This window comes from Mycobacterium sp. B14F4, from assembly GCF_039871645.1.
Classification (GTDB): Bacteria; Actinomycetota; Actinomycetes; order Mycobacteriales; family Mycobacteriaceae; genus Mycobacterium.
In genome coordinates, this window is the sequence record NZ_JBDPMF010000010.1 from 165,193 (window position 1) to 181,100 (window position 15,908).

Here is a 15,908-nt window from a genome sequence, read left to right on the forward strand (position 1 = left end):
CGGCTCAACCCCGCAACGGAATGACGTTGCCCGGTCTGCCGACTGCTGGCCGGCTCATTGCGCCGAGGGCCGTCATGGCGGGCTCGTGGTTCTCCTCGAACAGGTGGGCGTAGATCCCGAGCGTGATGCTCGGGTTCGCGTGCCCCATGAACCGCGAGATCTCCATCGGCGGAATGCCGGCTGCGACGCACAGGCTGGCGTACGTGTGGCGGAGGCCGTGCCACACCAAGCCCTCGGGAAGTGCAGCCCTCGGGAACATGCGGTTCGCACGCAGGATCGCGGGCCGGAACACGGCCTTATAGAACGTGCGGTGCCGAACGGGCTGCGACCAGTCGAGGTCGAGCCGACTCTCAGCCTCGGCCACGGACATGCCCGCCAGGACGGCGGTCTGGGTGGCCGCCGAGACGCCGTCCGGATTTCGGACGCCGGTTGGCCGACGGGTGATAAGACACACTGCTGGGAACAGCGGCGCGGTTGGGTCGTTCCGGCGCGGGTGGTGATTGAGATGTTGTTCGAGAAGCTCGACAGTCTGGGTGGTCAGCGGAACCTTCCGGCGGCTCCCCCGCGTCTTCGGCGTCAAGTAGGTCAGCTTCCCGTCGATCGTCTGGACCGTGCGCTCAACGTTCAACACGCCGGGGCGGGTCGGAGCGTTCGGGTTCCGCGACGGCTCGGGGAGGCGCACATCGCCCACCTGCAGTCCACAGAGCTCCCCCGCCCGAAGGCCCGCCCAGGCAGCGATGTGTACCTGCACGCAGTACGGCCAGGGCGTCGCTGCAACCAGCGCATCAACCTGCGCGGCGGTCAAAAACTGCGACGGGTCATCAACAGTCGCTCGGCGCCCAACGGAGTGGTTCGTCGGGAGTTTGATGTAGCCGCGCTGCGCCGGGTTTATGGGAATCAGCCCGTCGACGTACGCCTGCTTCAACACCTGATGAATGAGGAAGTACGCATTCCGGACAGTGCTCGGTGCCCTCCCTGCGGCCACCATTCGGTTCACCCAGTCCTGAATCTGGGCCCGCGTGATCCGGTTGACCGGATATCCGCCGAACACATCGTCAATGCGGAGGCCCGCCAGCCCCTTGTGGCGCTTGCGGGTGGTCTCAGACGTCGGTGCGAGCGCATCCCGATACGCGGCGCGCACGGTTTCCTTCACATCGCTGCGCGAGTTCAGCCACTCCTGCGCAACCACACGGAACGTCGTCCGTCCGGCCTTGGGGTCGAACTCGACGCCTCGGAGCTTCGCCTCCTCCTGCTTGGTGCAGTACGCGTCGGCAGCCTTCTTTGTCGGAAACGGTCGCTTCGTGCCCCTCCTGCCATCAGCCCGGACCCACACGGCCTCCCAGACGACCTTGCCATCCGCCGTCCTCCGCTTCTTCGAGTGCGCCATTAGTCGCCCTCCGGGCATTCGGATGCCGTGCCGGTTGACTCAATCGCGTCGGCGAGGGCCTCGATGGCTGCCTGCTTGTCGTCGCCGGATTCGTCGTTGGGCTGGTCGGTTGGCTGGGTCATCGCACACTCCTTCGCATCGGCACGGTTGGCAGGTCAGGCAGTGGCGCCGCAACAAGCGCAGCCAGGGCGGCGTGCTGTTCGTTCGCACGAGCAGCAAGGGCTTCGCGTCGGGATTGGTTGCGCCCGAACCATACTGCGCTGAAACCGACTACGAGGAGCGGCAGGATGATCGCCGGATATGTCACCAGGACTGCGGTCGCGAAGATAACGAGGGGGACGCCGGCGAACACGAGGGCGAATGCCTGCGGCCAGGACAGCGGGGGCATCAGCAGATTCCTTGCCGAGCGAGGACGCCGCGGACAGTGCTGTGGTGCCAGCGCTCACCGCCACCGGGCGGAGGCACGCCCTCGTCGGTCAGCTTCGTCGCGATTGCTTTCGCGCCAAGGCGGTCGCGCATCCGGAGGTTGACGATCTCGGCCACGACGTCGCGGGGAATCGGGCTCGGGCGCCCAAGCTGCTTGCCGCGCTGCCGTGCGCGGATGAGTCCGGCCTTGGTGCGCTTGCTGATCTTGTCGCGCTCCTCCTCGGCCAGGCCCATGCGCACAGTGACCCAGAGCTTCTCGACCTTGTCACTGTCAACGCCGTCGAGGCTCAGCACGCGCCAGCCCTCGTCCTGCGCGTCCTGTATCAGCGTCAGGCCGTCTAGAGTGCTGCGGCTTGCGCGGTCGAGTGCGTTGACGATCAGCACGTTCGCGAGGCCCGCACGGATCGCCGCTATCGCCGCCATGCGGCCATACAGTTTGTCGGCCTTCCGGCCGCTCATCACGTCGGGAATCACTGACACCAGTTCGAGGCCTGTTGACTCGCAGAATGATTCGAGCTGATGCGTCTGGGCCTCTAACCCAAATCCGTTGCTGCCTTGATCTTTCGTGCTGACGCGGATGTACCCGATAGCCCTCGTCGGGGTTGCTTCCATCCCTATCCTCCTCGGGGTTCGTAACGGGCGGTGATGCCCGTTACCGCCCCTTAACGGTACCCTCGTGTACCAATGCGAGCTAGCGAATAACGCTGTCCCACAATGCTTCTGCTATCGGCGTCGCCTGCCGTACACGCCTGCTCGTTGGTTCGCCTCGTTCGCGAGCGCCTGGGCCTCCTCCAGCGTCATGAGCTCGCGGCCAGGCCCGTTTCCCCGGCCATCGTCGGTTCGCATGCCAGCGGGCCGTGCAGGGCGTTGTTCGGTGCCGCCGTTGGCCGGCTGTCGGTCGCCCTCGTCCACGATCTCAGCGTCGACAATCTCGCCATCCGACCGGGCGGATGTGGCGGAATCTGTTGGTGCTGCAGACTCCAAGGCGGCTGACTCAGACAGGCCGCGCTGTCGCCGGCTCTCGTCGCGAGTCATCTGCGCGATGCCAACAACGTCGCCGAGCAGCTTCTCGTACGGCTTCACTCCGACGTCGACCTCGACCTTGTCGGGTGCCTTCAGGCCAGCACGGTCAAGCGCGTCCTTCACCGCAGCGAGCTTCACTGCCTCGGACTCGGCGCTGTCGGCGATTCTCAACAGCTGCTCCGCCATCTTGTCGGCGGCAAGGTCAATGCGGCGACGCGCTGCATTCTTCGCTGCTTTCGTTGCGCCACCGTGCATCCGGCACACTGACAGCCCTGTTACCGGAGGGTTGTTGCAAGGGGCTCCAGTCCGCTTCGAGTGCGCCGTGCATTTCTTGCTCGGCGCGTTCCGAAATCGAAAGATGTCAGTCACTCTGTCGGTCATGCGATCTCCTTAGTGATACAAACAATCTGCGGCTGTTCTCCGTCGCCCGGCCTACGCGTCGCCCGCCCTTATAGGGAAGGGCGGAACGGGCGACGCTCATACGTGGTGCGTCGCCCGAGGACGTCACCCGAAACGGGTTTCGTGTTCTACCTGCGCGTTTCCGTCGCCCGTGAGCCGGCTGCAGAGCGACCGGGCGACGTGCGGGCGACGTCGTATCACGTCGCCCGTTCCGGGTTTCGCTTTCCACCTGCGCGTTGTCACTCATGAGCGTCGCCCGCGTCTGCGGCATACCGCCAGCGAGACGGAGTGCCGCCACCGCCAGAGCCGCCCCGGCTGCCCTTCTCGTAGAGCAGCACTCCCTCATCGACCAGACGCGCCAGCTTCCGGCCGACCTTCTTGCGGCACTTGTCGTAGTCCTCGTGATCGCGGTCAATGTCATGCAGCGCGGCCACCGCCTCCGACTCGATGAACCCCTCGACGCCGGCCAGGCGTGCCAACTCGATCAGTCGCTCTATCGGGTCACTCGCGACCGACTCGCCCGAGCCGTGCGCGTGGTCAACGATGAGCGGCCCGACAACCTCCTGGGGCTGCTTGAGGTGACTCAACTCGACCTTGCTCGCACCCGGCTCGCCCCACAGCAGCAACACCGAGCCCTGGCCCGAGGTCAACCAGGTGCTGCCGTACACATCAGACAGCTTGTTGGGCTTCTTGTTGTCGGCGTTCGCCTTGCGCTGGTGATGCAGCGACACGAACTCCGTCCCGTTCGCCAAGACGCGCTGCATCGCCGCGTTGAACCCTGCGCCGCCGTCGTCAGTCGCCAGACCCGACGCAAGATCTTTCAGCGAGTCGACGATGACGAGACCTGGATCGCGGCCATGCTGCGCCACCCAGTCGGCGAACACCTCCGGAGCCTCGGCCGCGTCGAAGGGGGGCGGCCCGGTCCACACAACAAGCCGCTGTCTAAGCCGGGCCGCCACGTCAGCGTCGGTCACATCGACCATGCGGGCGAGCGAGCGTCGAATCTGGGGTGGTCGGTCCATCGCCAGATACAGCACAGGGCGCTCGTCGGTACCGACCGGAAATCCTAGAAGCTCGGAGGCGCGTAACCCCATGCGCGCGAGCACGATCTCCTGCGCGACCGTCGACTTACCGACGCCCTGAGGTCCGCAGATCATGAGGCCCTCGCCTGGCGCCCACAGCACCTGGCCACCCCGACCCCACAGGGGCTCTGCCGCGGACGAGTCGGTCAGGAAAGCGAGGCCGTCAAGCAGCCGGTCCGCATGTTCCCCGAGGCGGGCGCGGGCCTTCTCGTCCGCGAAGAGCGTGCGCGCCGACTCACGCACTCGCAGCCGCTGTAGCTCCCGCCGAATGTCGGCCCGGTGCGCTCGGTCCCGAAGCTCTTCGACCGACTCCTCGTCGGCCACACCGACGGCATCGCGCACCATGCGGTCGAACTCGTCGGGGTCGCCGTTTCGGTACTCGCCACCGATGGCGTCCTGCCAGACGGCTCGAAGTTCACCTATTGCATGCTGGGCGCCGAACCGCCCGGCCTTGGCCTCCCGCATCGCCCAGCACAGCGCCTCGTACATACTCGCGTGCCGACCATCGGGCGTCGGATCGAACGCCGCAAGGATCGACTTCAACGCTCGCGGCTCCTCCTCAGCGGCGTACGCATCGAGAAACCGCTCGGCACGCCGTGCAAGCTCTCGCGGTGTGAGTGAGCGGTAGTCGCCCGTGTCGGCGACCGCCACAAGCCTCTGGGCTATCTCGACCGGGAGCAGCGGCACGACCGCAGCCGGACACGACCGGTACTCGTGGCCGTCGTCTGCTTTCGGATGCACGGTGGGCGCGAGCACGACCGCGCCGCCGTAGCACTTCACATCGCCCCAAGACTCGCCCTGCGGCGGCTTGAGAGCGCCTAGGCTGCAACCGAACTGCTGCCCCTCCATGAGCCGAAAGAAGTAATGTCCGCGCCGCGAACCGGGGTCGGCCATTGTTGGACGAAACACCGCAGAGTGCAGGAGAGGCCACAACTCGTCGGGCACGTTTTCGGGGCGGTCGACGTCGATCACAAGCAGTCGGCTTGCACCGACGTGCATCGCGATCCCAGCGGAAGGCCATCGCCGCCACCACGAGCGCACAGCTTCTAGGTCGGACGTTGCCTGCTGTGGCCAGCCCTGACCGAGATAAGACCCGGGGTTCTTCGTACCCGCCTTGACCGGAACAATCCGAGCGCCCGCCTTGGCATACGCCTCGGCAGCCTCCGCGTTCGACATTCCGGTCACGTCGGGAAGCTCAACCAGCCCGCCATCGAAAGTATCTCCGTGACCACCAAACAGCGGCACTGACAGAAGGCCACGCAGCCACGGGGGCTCGACCTCCCACCGCGCTCGCCATAAGCCATTCGGCAGGCAACTCCAGTCGGCCAGATAACGGTGATCGTGGGACAGCGGTAAACTCATTCCGGTACTTCCTTTCGTGCCTCGACCCCGCCCGGTCATGCCACTTCTGGGCGGGGTCATCGCTTATATGGGCAGTCGTCGGCATGAACAATCTGCCGTCCATCAGTCGATGCACCGCAGCCGTAGCACTGATGCTCATGTGGGTACACGACCGGCTCAATGTCTCCCTCCCGCCCCGGTCCACTTCGCCTGCGCCGGTGGGGTTTTCCGTCGTTACTCATGGCGGAGCCAGTTGAGGCAACCGGAGCAGACGGGTACCTCGTACAGCCACTGTCCCCGGACGACGACGATCTCTACGTTCGGATAGTCACTCGGGCCGTAGTTCCTTCTCGCGCAGCGCCGAACCGCACACGACCGCCACCCGGCCCGGTCGACGTACTCCAGCCACTTCGGAATCGAGCCAGGCGCAATGACGTAGAGGAACTGGTCGCCGCGCCTCAGCATGCTCGGGGTTACAACACCCAGAATCGCGCCTTTCAGCGCCGACATGGTGTAGTTCTTCTCGTCGCGGGACACCAGGTGCGTCCAGTTCTTGCCGTCGTCGGACTGCATGTAATGCCATTCGTTGGCCCGAACCTGCTCGCGGATGCGCTTCAACAGCGCCTCAAGTCGCGTTGAGAAGCGTAGTCCGAGGTCATCCGTATTGTCATACGGCGCAGCATGATCGGCTGCGGCGTCCCCCTGGTCACTGCTAAACCGCACGAGCGCAGCAACTTCCGAGTCCTGGCCTAGGTCGGCCGGCTCGGAGCCGATGTCGAAACCGGCCGATGACTCCGCTTCCGGAAACCCCGGCACACTACGGTCACCAGTTGCGCGGCGCTCCTCCTGCTTACGCCGCGCATACTCGGCCATGGCGACCTTCTCGTGGTCGTAGAGCTCGCTCATCGCGTCACCGCCGAATCGTCGGTCGGGAACCCTCGGCGGCTCATCAACCAATCCCAAAGGTCCTGACTGCTGAAGTACATACGGCCCATAAGGATGGTCCGCGGGAGTGCCCGATTCCTGACGGCCTTCTTGATCGTCACTCCGGTGACAGGCACACCAAGATGTTGATTGCACCACCGTGCCGCGCCGTCGTACTGCGATATATCAGGGACGTACGACAGCTTCAGATCAGACGGCGGTTGAGGCGTCGAACGATTTGACGATGGCACCTCCGCAGGTGCCGGAGAAGTTCGAGACATAGCTTCCCTTTACGGTCAGGCCTCGCATGGCGAACACACGATGGCCAAGTTGGCGTTCGTGTATTTCGCTGCCTCCGCGTATCCGCATGAGGTCGCAATCGCGAGGACTGCTTACGGGTGGTAATTCCGCCCGCAGGGAAGTACGACTTCTACTCTACCGCGTTCGAGCGGATAGCGGTTTCTAGCTGAGTCCGCACCGAGCCGCCATCGCTCCCTGTTAACTCAACCGGCCTTATCTGGGCCGGTGTCAACACATTTGGAGACGTAGCCTTCGCTTATCGCAAGACTTGCCTGGAAGGAAGCACTATGGCCAAAAATGGTTACCAGACTCTTGGTGACGTCGTTAAGAAGACCGCCGACGGGATCAACTACTCGGTGGTCTGGGAAGAGCTGAACGAAATCCGCAGCTTGTGGAACGAGGAGCGAAACAAGATCGCCGCGCTGCTGAGTTATCCGACAACTAGTGCTGCTGACGCCGTGCCGCAGACGCTTTCGGATGACAGCTTCACCGTCGCGTCCGAGTATGGGGTGCCTCCGGCTGTCAGCCCCGCCTCGGCGGTCCTGTGCGGATACTCCTTCCAGGATTACAACCTCGCGACGAGGTTCACTTGGAAGTTCCTGCGCGAGGCAACATTCGATCAGGTCCGAGAAGCCTGGGCGTCGGTGCTGGCCGCCGATTCGAAGCTCACCGCAGGCAAGGTGTTGCAGCGCATCTTCACTCCGACGCAGGGACTGTCGCCCGAGGGTAATCCTGTCCGGGGACTCTGGAATGGCTCGGATGGCCTTGCTCCGTTGCCGCATATGGGGATGACGTTCCCGAGCAGCACGAGTCACTACGTCGCGACCGAGAACGCCACCTTGGACAGTTTGGACGTCGAAGACGCGATGAACATGATCACGCAGAAGGGCTACGGCACAAATCCCGGCTCGCAGATCATCATTCTCGCAAATCCCGTGCAGTCCGAGCAGATTCAGTCTTGGCGTGCTGGCGTCGAGAGTCGGACGAGCGGTCCTGTAGCGAAGTTTGACTTCATTCCGAGCGCCTCCGCCCCGGCCTACTTGACCGACAAGCGCATCGTGGGTAGCACCGCGCCAACCGATTACAGCGGGCTGCCCGTCAAGGGCTCATACGGGCGCGGCTGGTTGATTGAGTCAAACTACGTCCCGCTGAATTACGTCCTTGTGGCGGCCACGAACGGACCCAACAATCCGGGCAACGTATGCGCGTTTAGGGAGCACGTTTCCAATGCGTGGCGAGGACTGTTGCTCATTCCGGGCAACCAACAGCGCTTCCCGCTTCAGGAAAGTTTCGGTCATCGGGCATTCGGAACCGGTGTGCGACATCGCGGCGCGGCCATCGCATTGCACGTTACTGCGTCGAGCACGTACACCCCGCCCACGATCATCGCGAACCAGTAACCATGGGCTTTGGCGGGCCGACGCCAACCGTAGCGAGCAGCGGCCTCGCCGACACGTTCGTGTACGGCGGTGGATTCTCGCCCGGTACAGACCTTCGCGAGTTTGTTCTGGCAGAGCGGATTCCGCATCTGCCGGGCGCACGCTGCCTAGGGCACTCGGAGTTGTTCGATGAGCGTCCCGCCGACGACCCCTATCGAGACGCGATGACTGAACGTGCCCTGGCAGTCTGCGCCTCCTGTCCGGCCCTGGAGCCCTGTGAGGAATGGTTGCGCCAACTTCCGCCACCGGAGCGCCCACGTGGCGTTGTGGCCGGCCGAATCATCAAGTCGCGAGGCGTCATCACCAAAGATCGAAAGTTGAGGGCCTAACCATGTCCAAGCGGAGCTACGCAGATCAAATTCGAGCAGCCGATGCACGGCTTGCGGCAGAGGCCCGAGAGCCGGGGATCAAGGCACCTGGGCAGTCCGAGTTCGGCGTCGTGCCAAGGCGGCATGCTGAGAACCCGCCCCGGCCAGATGGCTCCCGATATGCGGCGAGGGCCGCCACGAACAGTGTTCGGAAGTCCGACCCGTACTGGGCCGTGGGCTATGGCGGCGAGCCGGAGCTCATCTACCCCGACTGACACAAGTCACTTCTTCGCGGTTACCGGCTTCTTCTTCGGCGGTATGGAGTAATGCTCGCCGCACTGCCAGCAGTCGTAGCTTGTGTCATCCTCACGGATGTTCTGTTTTACGCCACATCTCACGCACAGGAACCGACGTCTGCCCTTGGGAGTCACCTTCGGGACTGGCTGAATAGACGTTCGCCCGAAGCGTTGGGAAACGATCTCGGCAGTTTCATCGCACTGCCAACACTCGAACTTGTCCTTGTCGGCGTCCACATACTGCGGAGCACCGCAGCGCGGACACATGTAGCGAAGTCTTCCCGCGACTCCTTGAACGTAACGATCCGGTGCGACAGCGGCGAACCCAACACCTAGTGGGCCGAGAAAGAAGACAGTGAGAAGGAAAAACTCCAGCTGTCGCTTTAGCGGAGCAATGCCCGACGCAACGACCGCTGAAATAATCCAAACGACGACGATGAAGCCAACATAAGCACCTAAGAACGACCCAACGTCCAACGGGTCCTCATTACCGTTCATGGTCCAAGATAGTGACGCGTTGGTCACCAGTGCGCCTAGCTTTTGCGGCACCCATCATCTCCGCCGCCTGCACGGCGCTCCAGCCTGTGCTCGTCACCGAGCCGGCCGAACCGTACCGACCGGTTGCACCATTTCGTGCACGCGGCGTCGAAGCAAGCCGTGGATGCGTTGCGACGTGCCGCATCGCCGAAAGGACGGCTAGCGACTGACCGCCCTGATGATCTCGATCAGCAGCCAGATCGGTAGCCACAGTCCACAGGTCAAGATGGTGAGCACAATGTGCAAGCCAACAAGCGAATCGCCTCCGCCGCGCACCGCGACGTTGTTGTAGACGACTGCGCTCGCCTGTGGGGCAGCCGCCGCCCGGTGCTCGGTCCACTGTGTGCCGTCCCAATAGCGCATCAGACCAGCGTTGGTGGGGTCTGGGTACCAAGCTGCGGCAACTGCCGGGGCAGCGGGAGCAGTAGGCGGAGGCAAATAGACGTCCGCATAATCATCCGGCCGCGAAATGCGTGTGGTTTCGGCGGGCTTGCTTAGCGGTGGTGGTTCCCACCGGTCTGGCACAGTCACCAGCAAATCTTAGAAGGGCTTGTGCCAAGATCACCGCAAATTCGACGTCATGGAAAGGCGCGTGCCGCACACGCGGAACAAGCGTTCGATAAACCCCGTTGGAACCCCCAGCCGGCACATTGCGAACCAGCGCCGACGAGGTTCCACCGGGCCGATTAAGGCTGGTCAGGCCCGGTGTTGCTAGCCGCGTACCTGCGGCGATGCGGTAGCTGCAGAGCCGGAGTAAAAGGCTTCCAAACTAGCTACGCGGGTTCGATTCCCGTCGCCCGCTCCAATGCCGTTGCCAGCGCAGACGCTGCAACGCGCGTTCGACGGCTTTTCCGCGGTAACTGCTGGTGCCAGGGCCGTTCAGCAGTGGCTGCCGAGTCACACCCCACCGAGCGAACCGATCTGTCCACCGGTTCTGCCGGGTATCGACCCCGACAACTCATTCGGCGATGTTTCACGCGGGTTCGCGCGATCAGCCGATAGCGTCGATCCCACGCGCGGTCTCACGCCACCGCTGTAGGAGCTGCGAGCATGCGAACAGTCACGGCAGGCACCGGCAGCCCTCCTCTGTTCTTCGTGCACGGGTTCGCTTGCAATGCGACGGATTGGCAAGCTCAGATCGACACGCTGAAGACCAGGACCACGGTCGTTGCGTGCGACCTGCCCGGGCACGGCTCGAGGCCGGGCACACCGGCCGAGTGCACCATCGAGGCCTACGGAAAGGCGGTGACGGGTGCTCTGGCGGGGTTGAAGCTGCCGCCGACCGTCCTCGTTGGCCACAGCATGGGGTGCCGCGTCGTCTTGGAGGCTCAGCCGTTTGCAGCCCGCCGCAGTGTGCGGGCTGGTACTCGTGGACGGCAGTCGTATCGGCGAGGGTGACCCGGTGGCCGCTCAATGGGACATGGCCGATGAGGTCGCCGGGGAGGGGTACGGGCGATTCGTGCGGCAATTCTTCGAATCGATGTTCGTCCCTTGGAGCGATCGCGCGCTCGCCGAGGCGATCACCGATCGAGCCCTGCGAATCCCCGCCGCGCTGGGCCGGTCCCTGCTGACGAACCTGGCCGGCTGGGACGCTCGGGAGGTGGAGAGCGCGCTGAACTCAGTCCGTGTCCCGCTGCTCGCTATCCAAAGCACCACAATGGACACGGCACGCGAGCGGGTTTCACTCGACACGGGCCGGGACTCACCCTGGCTCGACCTGGTCCGGGGTCGCGTACCGGAGGCGAAGATCGAGATACTCAGCGGCACCGGCCATTTCCCGCAGATCGAAATGGCCGACGAGGTCACAGCGCTGATCGCCGCCTTCGCCCTCGGCAACCAGCCTGGCCATTAGTCGACCGGTAGCGGATCGCGCACGGCCGCATGATCGATCAGCCGCCAGCACAGGCCTACGAACTCTGCACGCCCTCACGCCGGCCGTCCGGGCGACCCGCGCGGTCGGTGACCACCCCCGCGGCGACCTCCTTCTCACTGTTCCTCTCCTCGATGAAGAACGAGCCGAGCAACCCGGCGAGGGTGCCGAACACCACGACGGAGAACATGGCGAGGAACACCTCCATCACGTGGGCGAAGCCGTCGGCCTTCTGCAGCGGCTCGCCCGTGATGGCGCCGAGCGCGGCCGCATGCAAGGCGTCGGCGTAGCGGGGATAGTCGCTGAACTCGAACAGCAACTGGCTGCTGCCGAGCACGGTGATCGCGACGATGGAACCGAGCCCGGCGAGCCTGCTGCCGAGCACGGCCTGCGCCGAACGACTTCCGCGCACCGCCCCCGACAGCACCCGGCCCGACCTCGTCAGCCGGGCGATGCGCAGTGCGCGCAGCAGCCGCAAGAACGGCAGCACCAGGAAAATGATCTGCCACCAGTTCTTGCGCAGGAACGCGCCGGTATCGGGCGTCACCACCAGCCGCGCCACGAACTCGATCGCGAACACCGCCCACAGCGCCCAGCTCAGCACCGCCATGACCGTCGACAGCAGTCCCGGGCGCGCCAGTTGCTCGCCGAACACCAGCAGCACGAACACGATGCCGAGCACACCCATGATCGGGGACAGTCGATCCAGGATCTCGTCGGCCCAGCGCTCCCTTACCGAACGTGGCTCCTCGAGCAGCCGGTTGCCGTGCGCCATGTCGTATCGGTACCCGCGCACGGCGGTGCCCAACGCAAGTGCCCAATGTGATCGAGCTCGACTGCGCGGCCGTTGCGGCGGCGGTCCTCTTCAGGGCGAGGAGCACGCCGGCCTCGATTCGCACCGCGATCAACGACTCGAAGGGCGACGTGAGCGCGCCTACGGCCTGAGCGCCGGCCAAAGCTGGGGCCTCCTGGCGTCGACTCCGTGACGAATGGTTTCGATCGGCGGGAGGCCTCGGCGCGCGTGTCAGGTCACAAACTGCGTGCCTAGATCGGCTTTCAGGCCGCCGTCGTCACCTCCACCGGTGTCGGCGACGAGACCACGGCGGCATCGGCGGTCGGCAGCGAGATCTCGACGCGCTCGATGTTGAGCACACCCACCGACGGCAGGATCCGCTCGTAGGTCCCGGCGCTCGACACCAGCTGCAGGGTGACGGACTCCCCGGGCCGCAGCGTGTGCGCGACCGGCTCCAGCGACACGGTGACCGTGTACGTCTTGCCGTCTAGTGTCACCGGGATCGGGGTGATCAGGCTGCCCAGCACCAGACCCGTCGCGTTGTCGACCAGCTGCGCGTAGACGTGGCGGCTGGTCCCGGCGCCCGAATACGTCAGCGTGACCTCCGGTGCGCCCACCACGTACGTCGTCTCCGTGGCCTTCGGCAGGGCCACGTTGACCGCGTTGAACGCCTTGAGCGCGAACGGCACGAACGGAATTCCCGAACCGCCCAGATAGGGAATCAGTGGCAGCGTCGCCGCGCCGCGAGTCGCCGCGATCGGCGTACCCTTCTTGACCGGGTACTCGTCGGAGGAGAACCACTGCCCGCGCTGATCCACCCACTCGAATTGCGGGCCCGTCGGCGCCCCCGGAACACCCTTGACGTAGCGGTCGAGCCACTGCAGGGTCCGCTGCTCGATCACCTGCCCGTCGCGCATATCGAACAGGTTGTTCGCGCACACGCCGTGCCCGCCGCAGAACCACACCACCTTGGTCGGCACGCCTTTGGCCATCAGGATCTGTGCGGTGGCGTCGGCCTCCTGCGCCGAGAAGACGGTGTCAACGGTGCCCTGGATCAGCAGCGTCGGCACCGTGATGTTCTCGATGACCGGATTGCGCGACGTCAGCAGGTCCTCGTCGGCGGGCAGCATCATCCCGGTCAACCCGCCGTAGATCGCCGCGGGAAGGATCCGCGGATTCGTCCGGCCGAGGGTCACCGCGAGGACACCGGTCAGCAGCGTCGCCCAACTGGTCTTGAACGCCTCGGCCTTGTACAGCGAGGTGTTGAAGCTGTGATAGGTGATCGTGGGCACGATCGCGTCGACCCGGTGGTCGTTGGCCGCGGTGACCAATTGGATGCCGCCGCCGTAAGACACCCCGGTCATGCCCAGCCGCGGATCGCCGGGCGCGTCCAGCATCACCTCGGGTTGGGTGGCGACCCAGTTGATGATCGCCGTCATGTCGCGGCCCTCGAACTCGGCGGCGTTGAGCTCGAGCCGGCCCCCGGAATTCCACTCGCCGCGCGGATCCCAGGTGACGACGTTGTAGCCGGCGTGACGCAGCGTGGCGACGCCGATGATCCCGAACGTGTCCACCATGACGTCGTCGAGGATCGTACCGTCGATGTTGGTCGCACCGGGCAGTCCGAGGCCGGGACCGTTGAGGATGGTCGGCGCGGTCTCGCCGGTCTTGAGACCCCGCGCCGGCATGAAGTGGACGTAGATCGCTGTGCCGTCGGCCGAGATCACCTTGACATCGCGCGGCGCGGCCAGCCCCGGCCGCAGCGGGTAGCCGATGAACGGGTGCAGCACGTCGCCGACGACCGGTACCTGATGGATCGCCACAACCAGCGGTGTGATGAACACCGGGCCGATGACCGGAATTCGTTGCAGGAACTCCAGCGGCGGCGTCTGCGGGATCGCGATCACCTGGGGCGTCGCGACCTCACCGGCCGCGACCTCACCCGCCGCGGCATGAGTCAGCGCGGTGTCGGCATGGGCCGCCGGCTGGTCGGGCTCTGGCGTCGAGTCGGCCAGCTCGCGACGCGCCGCGGCGGCCATCGTCCACATCGCCGCCGATTCCATCGGCGAGGGGGTGTCCTCACCGGTGGAGCCGAAGAGCGCGTCGACCACCTGCGCCAGCGCGACGGTCGCGGTCTCGACGGGATCCGGCGGCGGCGGGCTTTCGGGCTGCGGCGGTTCGACCCATGGCGTGACGGCAGTGATCGTCACCACCGGCGCGTTCACGTCCGGCGCCGTCGAGACCTCTGCCGCCCCATTGGGTTTCTCGACGACCAGCCCTGCTGGCGTCGAATCGGAGCGGTCGACGCGCGTTTCGATGCGGTCGACGCGCGTGGCGTTGACGGTCGCGGTGGCTCGCGACATTTCGTCGGAGTCGACGTCGCGGTCCGAGCCTCGAACCTTGTTCGACCGCTTCTTCGGTTTCAACTGCTCATCGGCGGCGGACTCGTCGAGATCCTCTACCAATGACGACTTTTCGTCCTCAGGCTTCTCGGTCTCGGTGTCCTTCGCCGTGGTCTCGGTGGATTTCGACTCCGGGGACGCGTCGGTGTTGCTGGTCGACGAGTCGGTCGCTGTTGTCGTCGACGCGTCCGACGGCGTGCTGGCGTCCCCCGGTTCCGCCGACGCGACACCGTGCCCGAAGACGACCGCCGAGCCGATGCCCAGAGCGACCGCCAACCCTGCGATTCGATGAGACACCAAATGCCTTCCTGTCGGCCGCGAATCAGGCTCACTGTATGAGCGACTCGCCGCGCCGTCGGGCGGTTTCGGTGAACCGGCAACACCCGCGAGGTCCGCTCTGGGCGCAATCCGCTGCCTCCGCGCGACCACTGATCTGAGCTTTCCGGTCGGTAGGCTGGACGCCATGGACAGCGTGCTGCTCGTGCTGGTGGTCTTGGTCGTCATTGGTCTCGGTGTGCTGATGTATGCGGCGATGAAGGCCTCGGATCGACGCAAGGCCGCCTCCCTGGAGGACGCCAAGGCCGACGCACGCCGCGTCATCGAACGCCTCGGCGGCCAGGTCATCAACCTCACCGGCACCGACGACGCCTCCAAGCAGGCAATGGCCGACGCGTCGGAGCGCTACACCGCGGCCGGCTCGCAGATCGAACAGGCCACCACCACCAAGCAGGCACTGCTCGCCAAGGAAAGCGCGCTCGAGGGGCTGTACTACGTGCGCGCCGCCCGCGTCGCGATGGGCATGGATCCCGGACCGGAACTGGAGACGCTGGCCGGCCAACGCGCGGCGGGCACGGTCACCGAGGACCGCCGGGTCGAGTTCGAGGGCCGCGAGATCGAGGCGTCGCCCGCCCCGTCGGAGCGCACCCCCAACTACTACCCCGGCGGCCGCGTCGCCGGCCGCCCCGTCCCGGCGGGGTGGTACTCCGAGCCGTGGTGGAAACCGGCGCTGGTCGCCGGCGCCTGGGGCATGGGTTCGGTGCTGCTGTTCAATTCGCTGTTTGCGGGCATGCACGGCAGCGGCTACGAGCAGGGCTTCGCGCAGGGCTATGACCAGGGCTTTGATCAGGGCGGTGACCCCGGCGGGGACTTCGGCGGTGACGGCGGCGGCTGGGACGGCGGCGGCGACTTCGGCGGGGATTTCGGCGGCTTCTGAGCGCTCAGCACGCCGAAACTGAACTTGTGCAGCCGGACCGGCCGGCAGATTCATACGGTCACTGCAATATCGCCGTTTGGAGGTTGCAATGCCGTCTGGATACCCCGTCCCATTGGCGGTGCGGAGACAGTTCGTCGACCTGGTGTGTGCCGGCACTCCGGTGCTCGA

General features: G+C 65.3%; 14 protein-coding genes. 4 read left to right on the top strand and 10 right to left on the bottom strand.

All coding sequences use genetic code 11. From position 1 onward, the window contains the following. Positions 1-4: 4 nt before the first annotated feature. From ABGB19_RS23425 to ABGB19_RS23450, 6 genes are all read right to left on the bottom strand, one after another. Positions 5-1,387 carry a site-specific integrase gene (locus ABGB19_RS23425; RefSeq protein WP_347688371.1) on the bottom strand — a complete coding sequence of 461 codons (1,383 nt, stop codon included), beginning with the start codon at positions 1,385-1,387 and terminating at the stop codon, positions 5-7. Then, positions 1,387-1,509, bottom strand: a complete 123-nt coding sequence (locus ABGB19_RS23430) for a hypothetical protein (protein ID WP_347688372.1) — start codon at positions 1,507-1,509, stop codon at positions 1,387-1,389. The genes ABGB19_RS23425 and ABGB19_RS23430 overlap by 1 nt, the downstream gene beginning before the upstream one ends. Positions 1,510-1,774: 265 nt before the next feature. After that, positions 1,775-2,425 (bottom strand): recombinase family protein, encoded by a 651-nt coding sequence (locus tag ABGB19_RS23435; RefSeq protein WP_347688373.1) that lies wholly within the window; start codon positions 2,423-2,425, stop codon positions 1,775-1,777. 111 nt (positions 2,426-2,536) lie between these two features. After that, complete coding sequence (locus ABGB19_RS23440; protein ID WP_347688374.1) at positions 2,537-3,217, bottom strand: HGGxSTG domain-containing protein; 681 nt, start codon at positions 3,215-3,217, stop codon at positions 2,537-2,539. Between the two features lie 257 nt (positions 3,218-3,474). Continuing rightward, entirely contained in the window at positions 3,475-5,718 is a 2,244-nt protein-coding gene (locus ABGB19_RS23445; protein ID WP_347688375.1) for a bifunctional DNA primase/polymerase, read from the bottom strand. Positions 5,719-5,892: 174 nt separating this feature from the next. Continuing rightward, entirely contained in the window at positions 5,893-6,564 is a 672-nt protein-coding gene (locus tag ABGB19_RS23450) for a hypothetical protein (protein WP_347688376.1), read from the bottom strand. Between the two features lie 605 nt (positions 6,565-7,169). Between ABGB19_RS23450 and ABGB19_RS23455 the strand changes: the two genes are divergently transcribed. Beyond that, positions 7,170-8,282: a hypothetical protein gene (locus ABGB19_RS23455; protein WP_347688377.1), complete on the top strand. Its 1,113-nt coding sequence runs from the start codon at positions 7,170-7,172 to the stop codon at positions 8,280-8,282. 628 nt (positions 8,283-8,910) lie between these two features. Here ABGB19_RS23455 and ABGB19_RS23460 read toward each other — a convergent pair. Beyond that, on the bottom strand, positions 8,911-9,450 hold the full coding sequence (locus ABGB19_RS23460) for a hypothetical protein (protein ID WP_347688378.1): 540 nt from the start codon (positions 9,448-9,450) through the stop codon (positions 8,911-8,913). Between the two features lie 171 nt (positions 9,451-9,621). After that, positions 9,622-9,993 (bottom strand): DUF2510 domain-containing protein, encoded by a 372-nt coding sequence (locus ABGB19_RS23465; RefSeq protein ID WP_347688379.1) that lies wholly within the window; start codon positions 9,991-9,993, stop codon positions 9,622-9,624. A 519-nt stretch (positions 9,994-10,512) separates the two neighbouring features. Here ABGB19_RS23465 and ABGB19_RS23470 point away from each other — a divergent pair. Both ABGB19_RS23470 and ABGB19_RS23475 read left to right on the top strand, forming a co-directional pair. After that, on the top strand, positions 10,513-10,860 hold the full coding sequence (locus ABGB19_RS23470; RefSeq protein WP_347688380.1) for an alpha/beta fold hydrolase: 348 nt from the start codon (positions 10,513-10,515) through the stop codon (positions 10,858-10,860). Between the two features lie 4 nt (positions 10,861-10,864). Continuing rightward, positions 10,865-11,314 (top strand): hypothetical protein, encoded by a 450-nt coding sequence (locus ABGB19_RS23475; RefSeq protein WP_347688381.1) that lies wholly within the window; start codon positions 10,865-10,867, stop codon positions 11,312-11,314. Positions 11,315-11,369: 55 nt separating this feature from the next. On the opposite strand, the gene ABGB19_RS23480 is transcribed toward ABGB19_RS23475, so the two are convergent. Both ABGB19_RS23480 and ABGB19_RS23485 read right to left on the bottom strand, forming a co-directional pair. Then, positions 11,370-12,107: a hypothetical protein gene (locus ABGB19_RS23480; RefSeq protein WP_347688382.1), complete on the bottom strand. Its 738-nt coding sequence runs from the start codon at positions 12,105-12,107 to the stop codon at positions 11,370-11,372. 281 nt (positions 12,108-12,388) lie between these two features. Continuing rightward, on the bottom strand, positions 12,389-14,824 hold the full coding sequence (locus tag ABGB19_RS23485) for a CocE/NonD family hydrolase (protein WP_347688383.1): 2,436 nt from the start codon (positions 14,822-14,824) through the stop codon (positions 12,389-12,391). A gap of 166 nt (positions 14,825-14,990) precedes the next feature. Between ABGB19_RS23485 and ABGB19_RS23490 the strand changes: the two genes are divergently transcribed. Further along, a complete protein-coding gene (locus ABGB19_RS23490; protein WP_347688384.1) occupies positions 14,991-15,740 on the top strand; it encodes a DUF1542 domain-containing protein in 750 nt (249 codons plus the stop codon). Positions 15,741-15,908 lie beyond the last annotated feature (168 nt).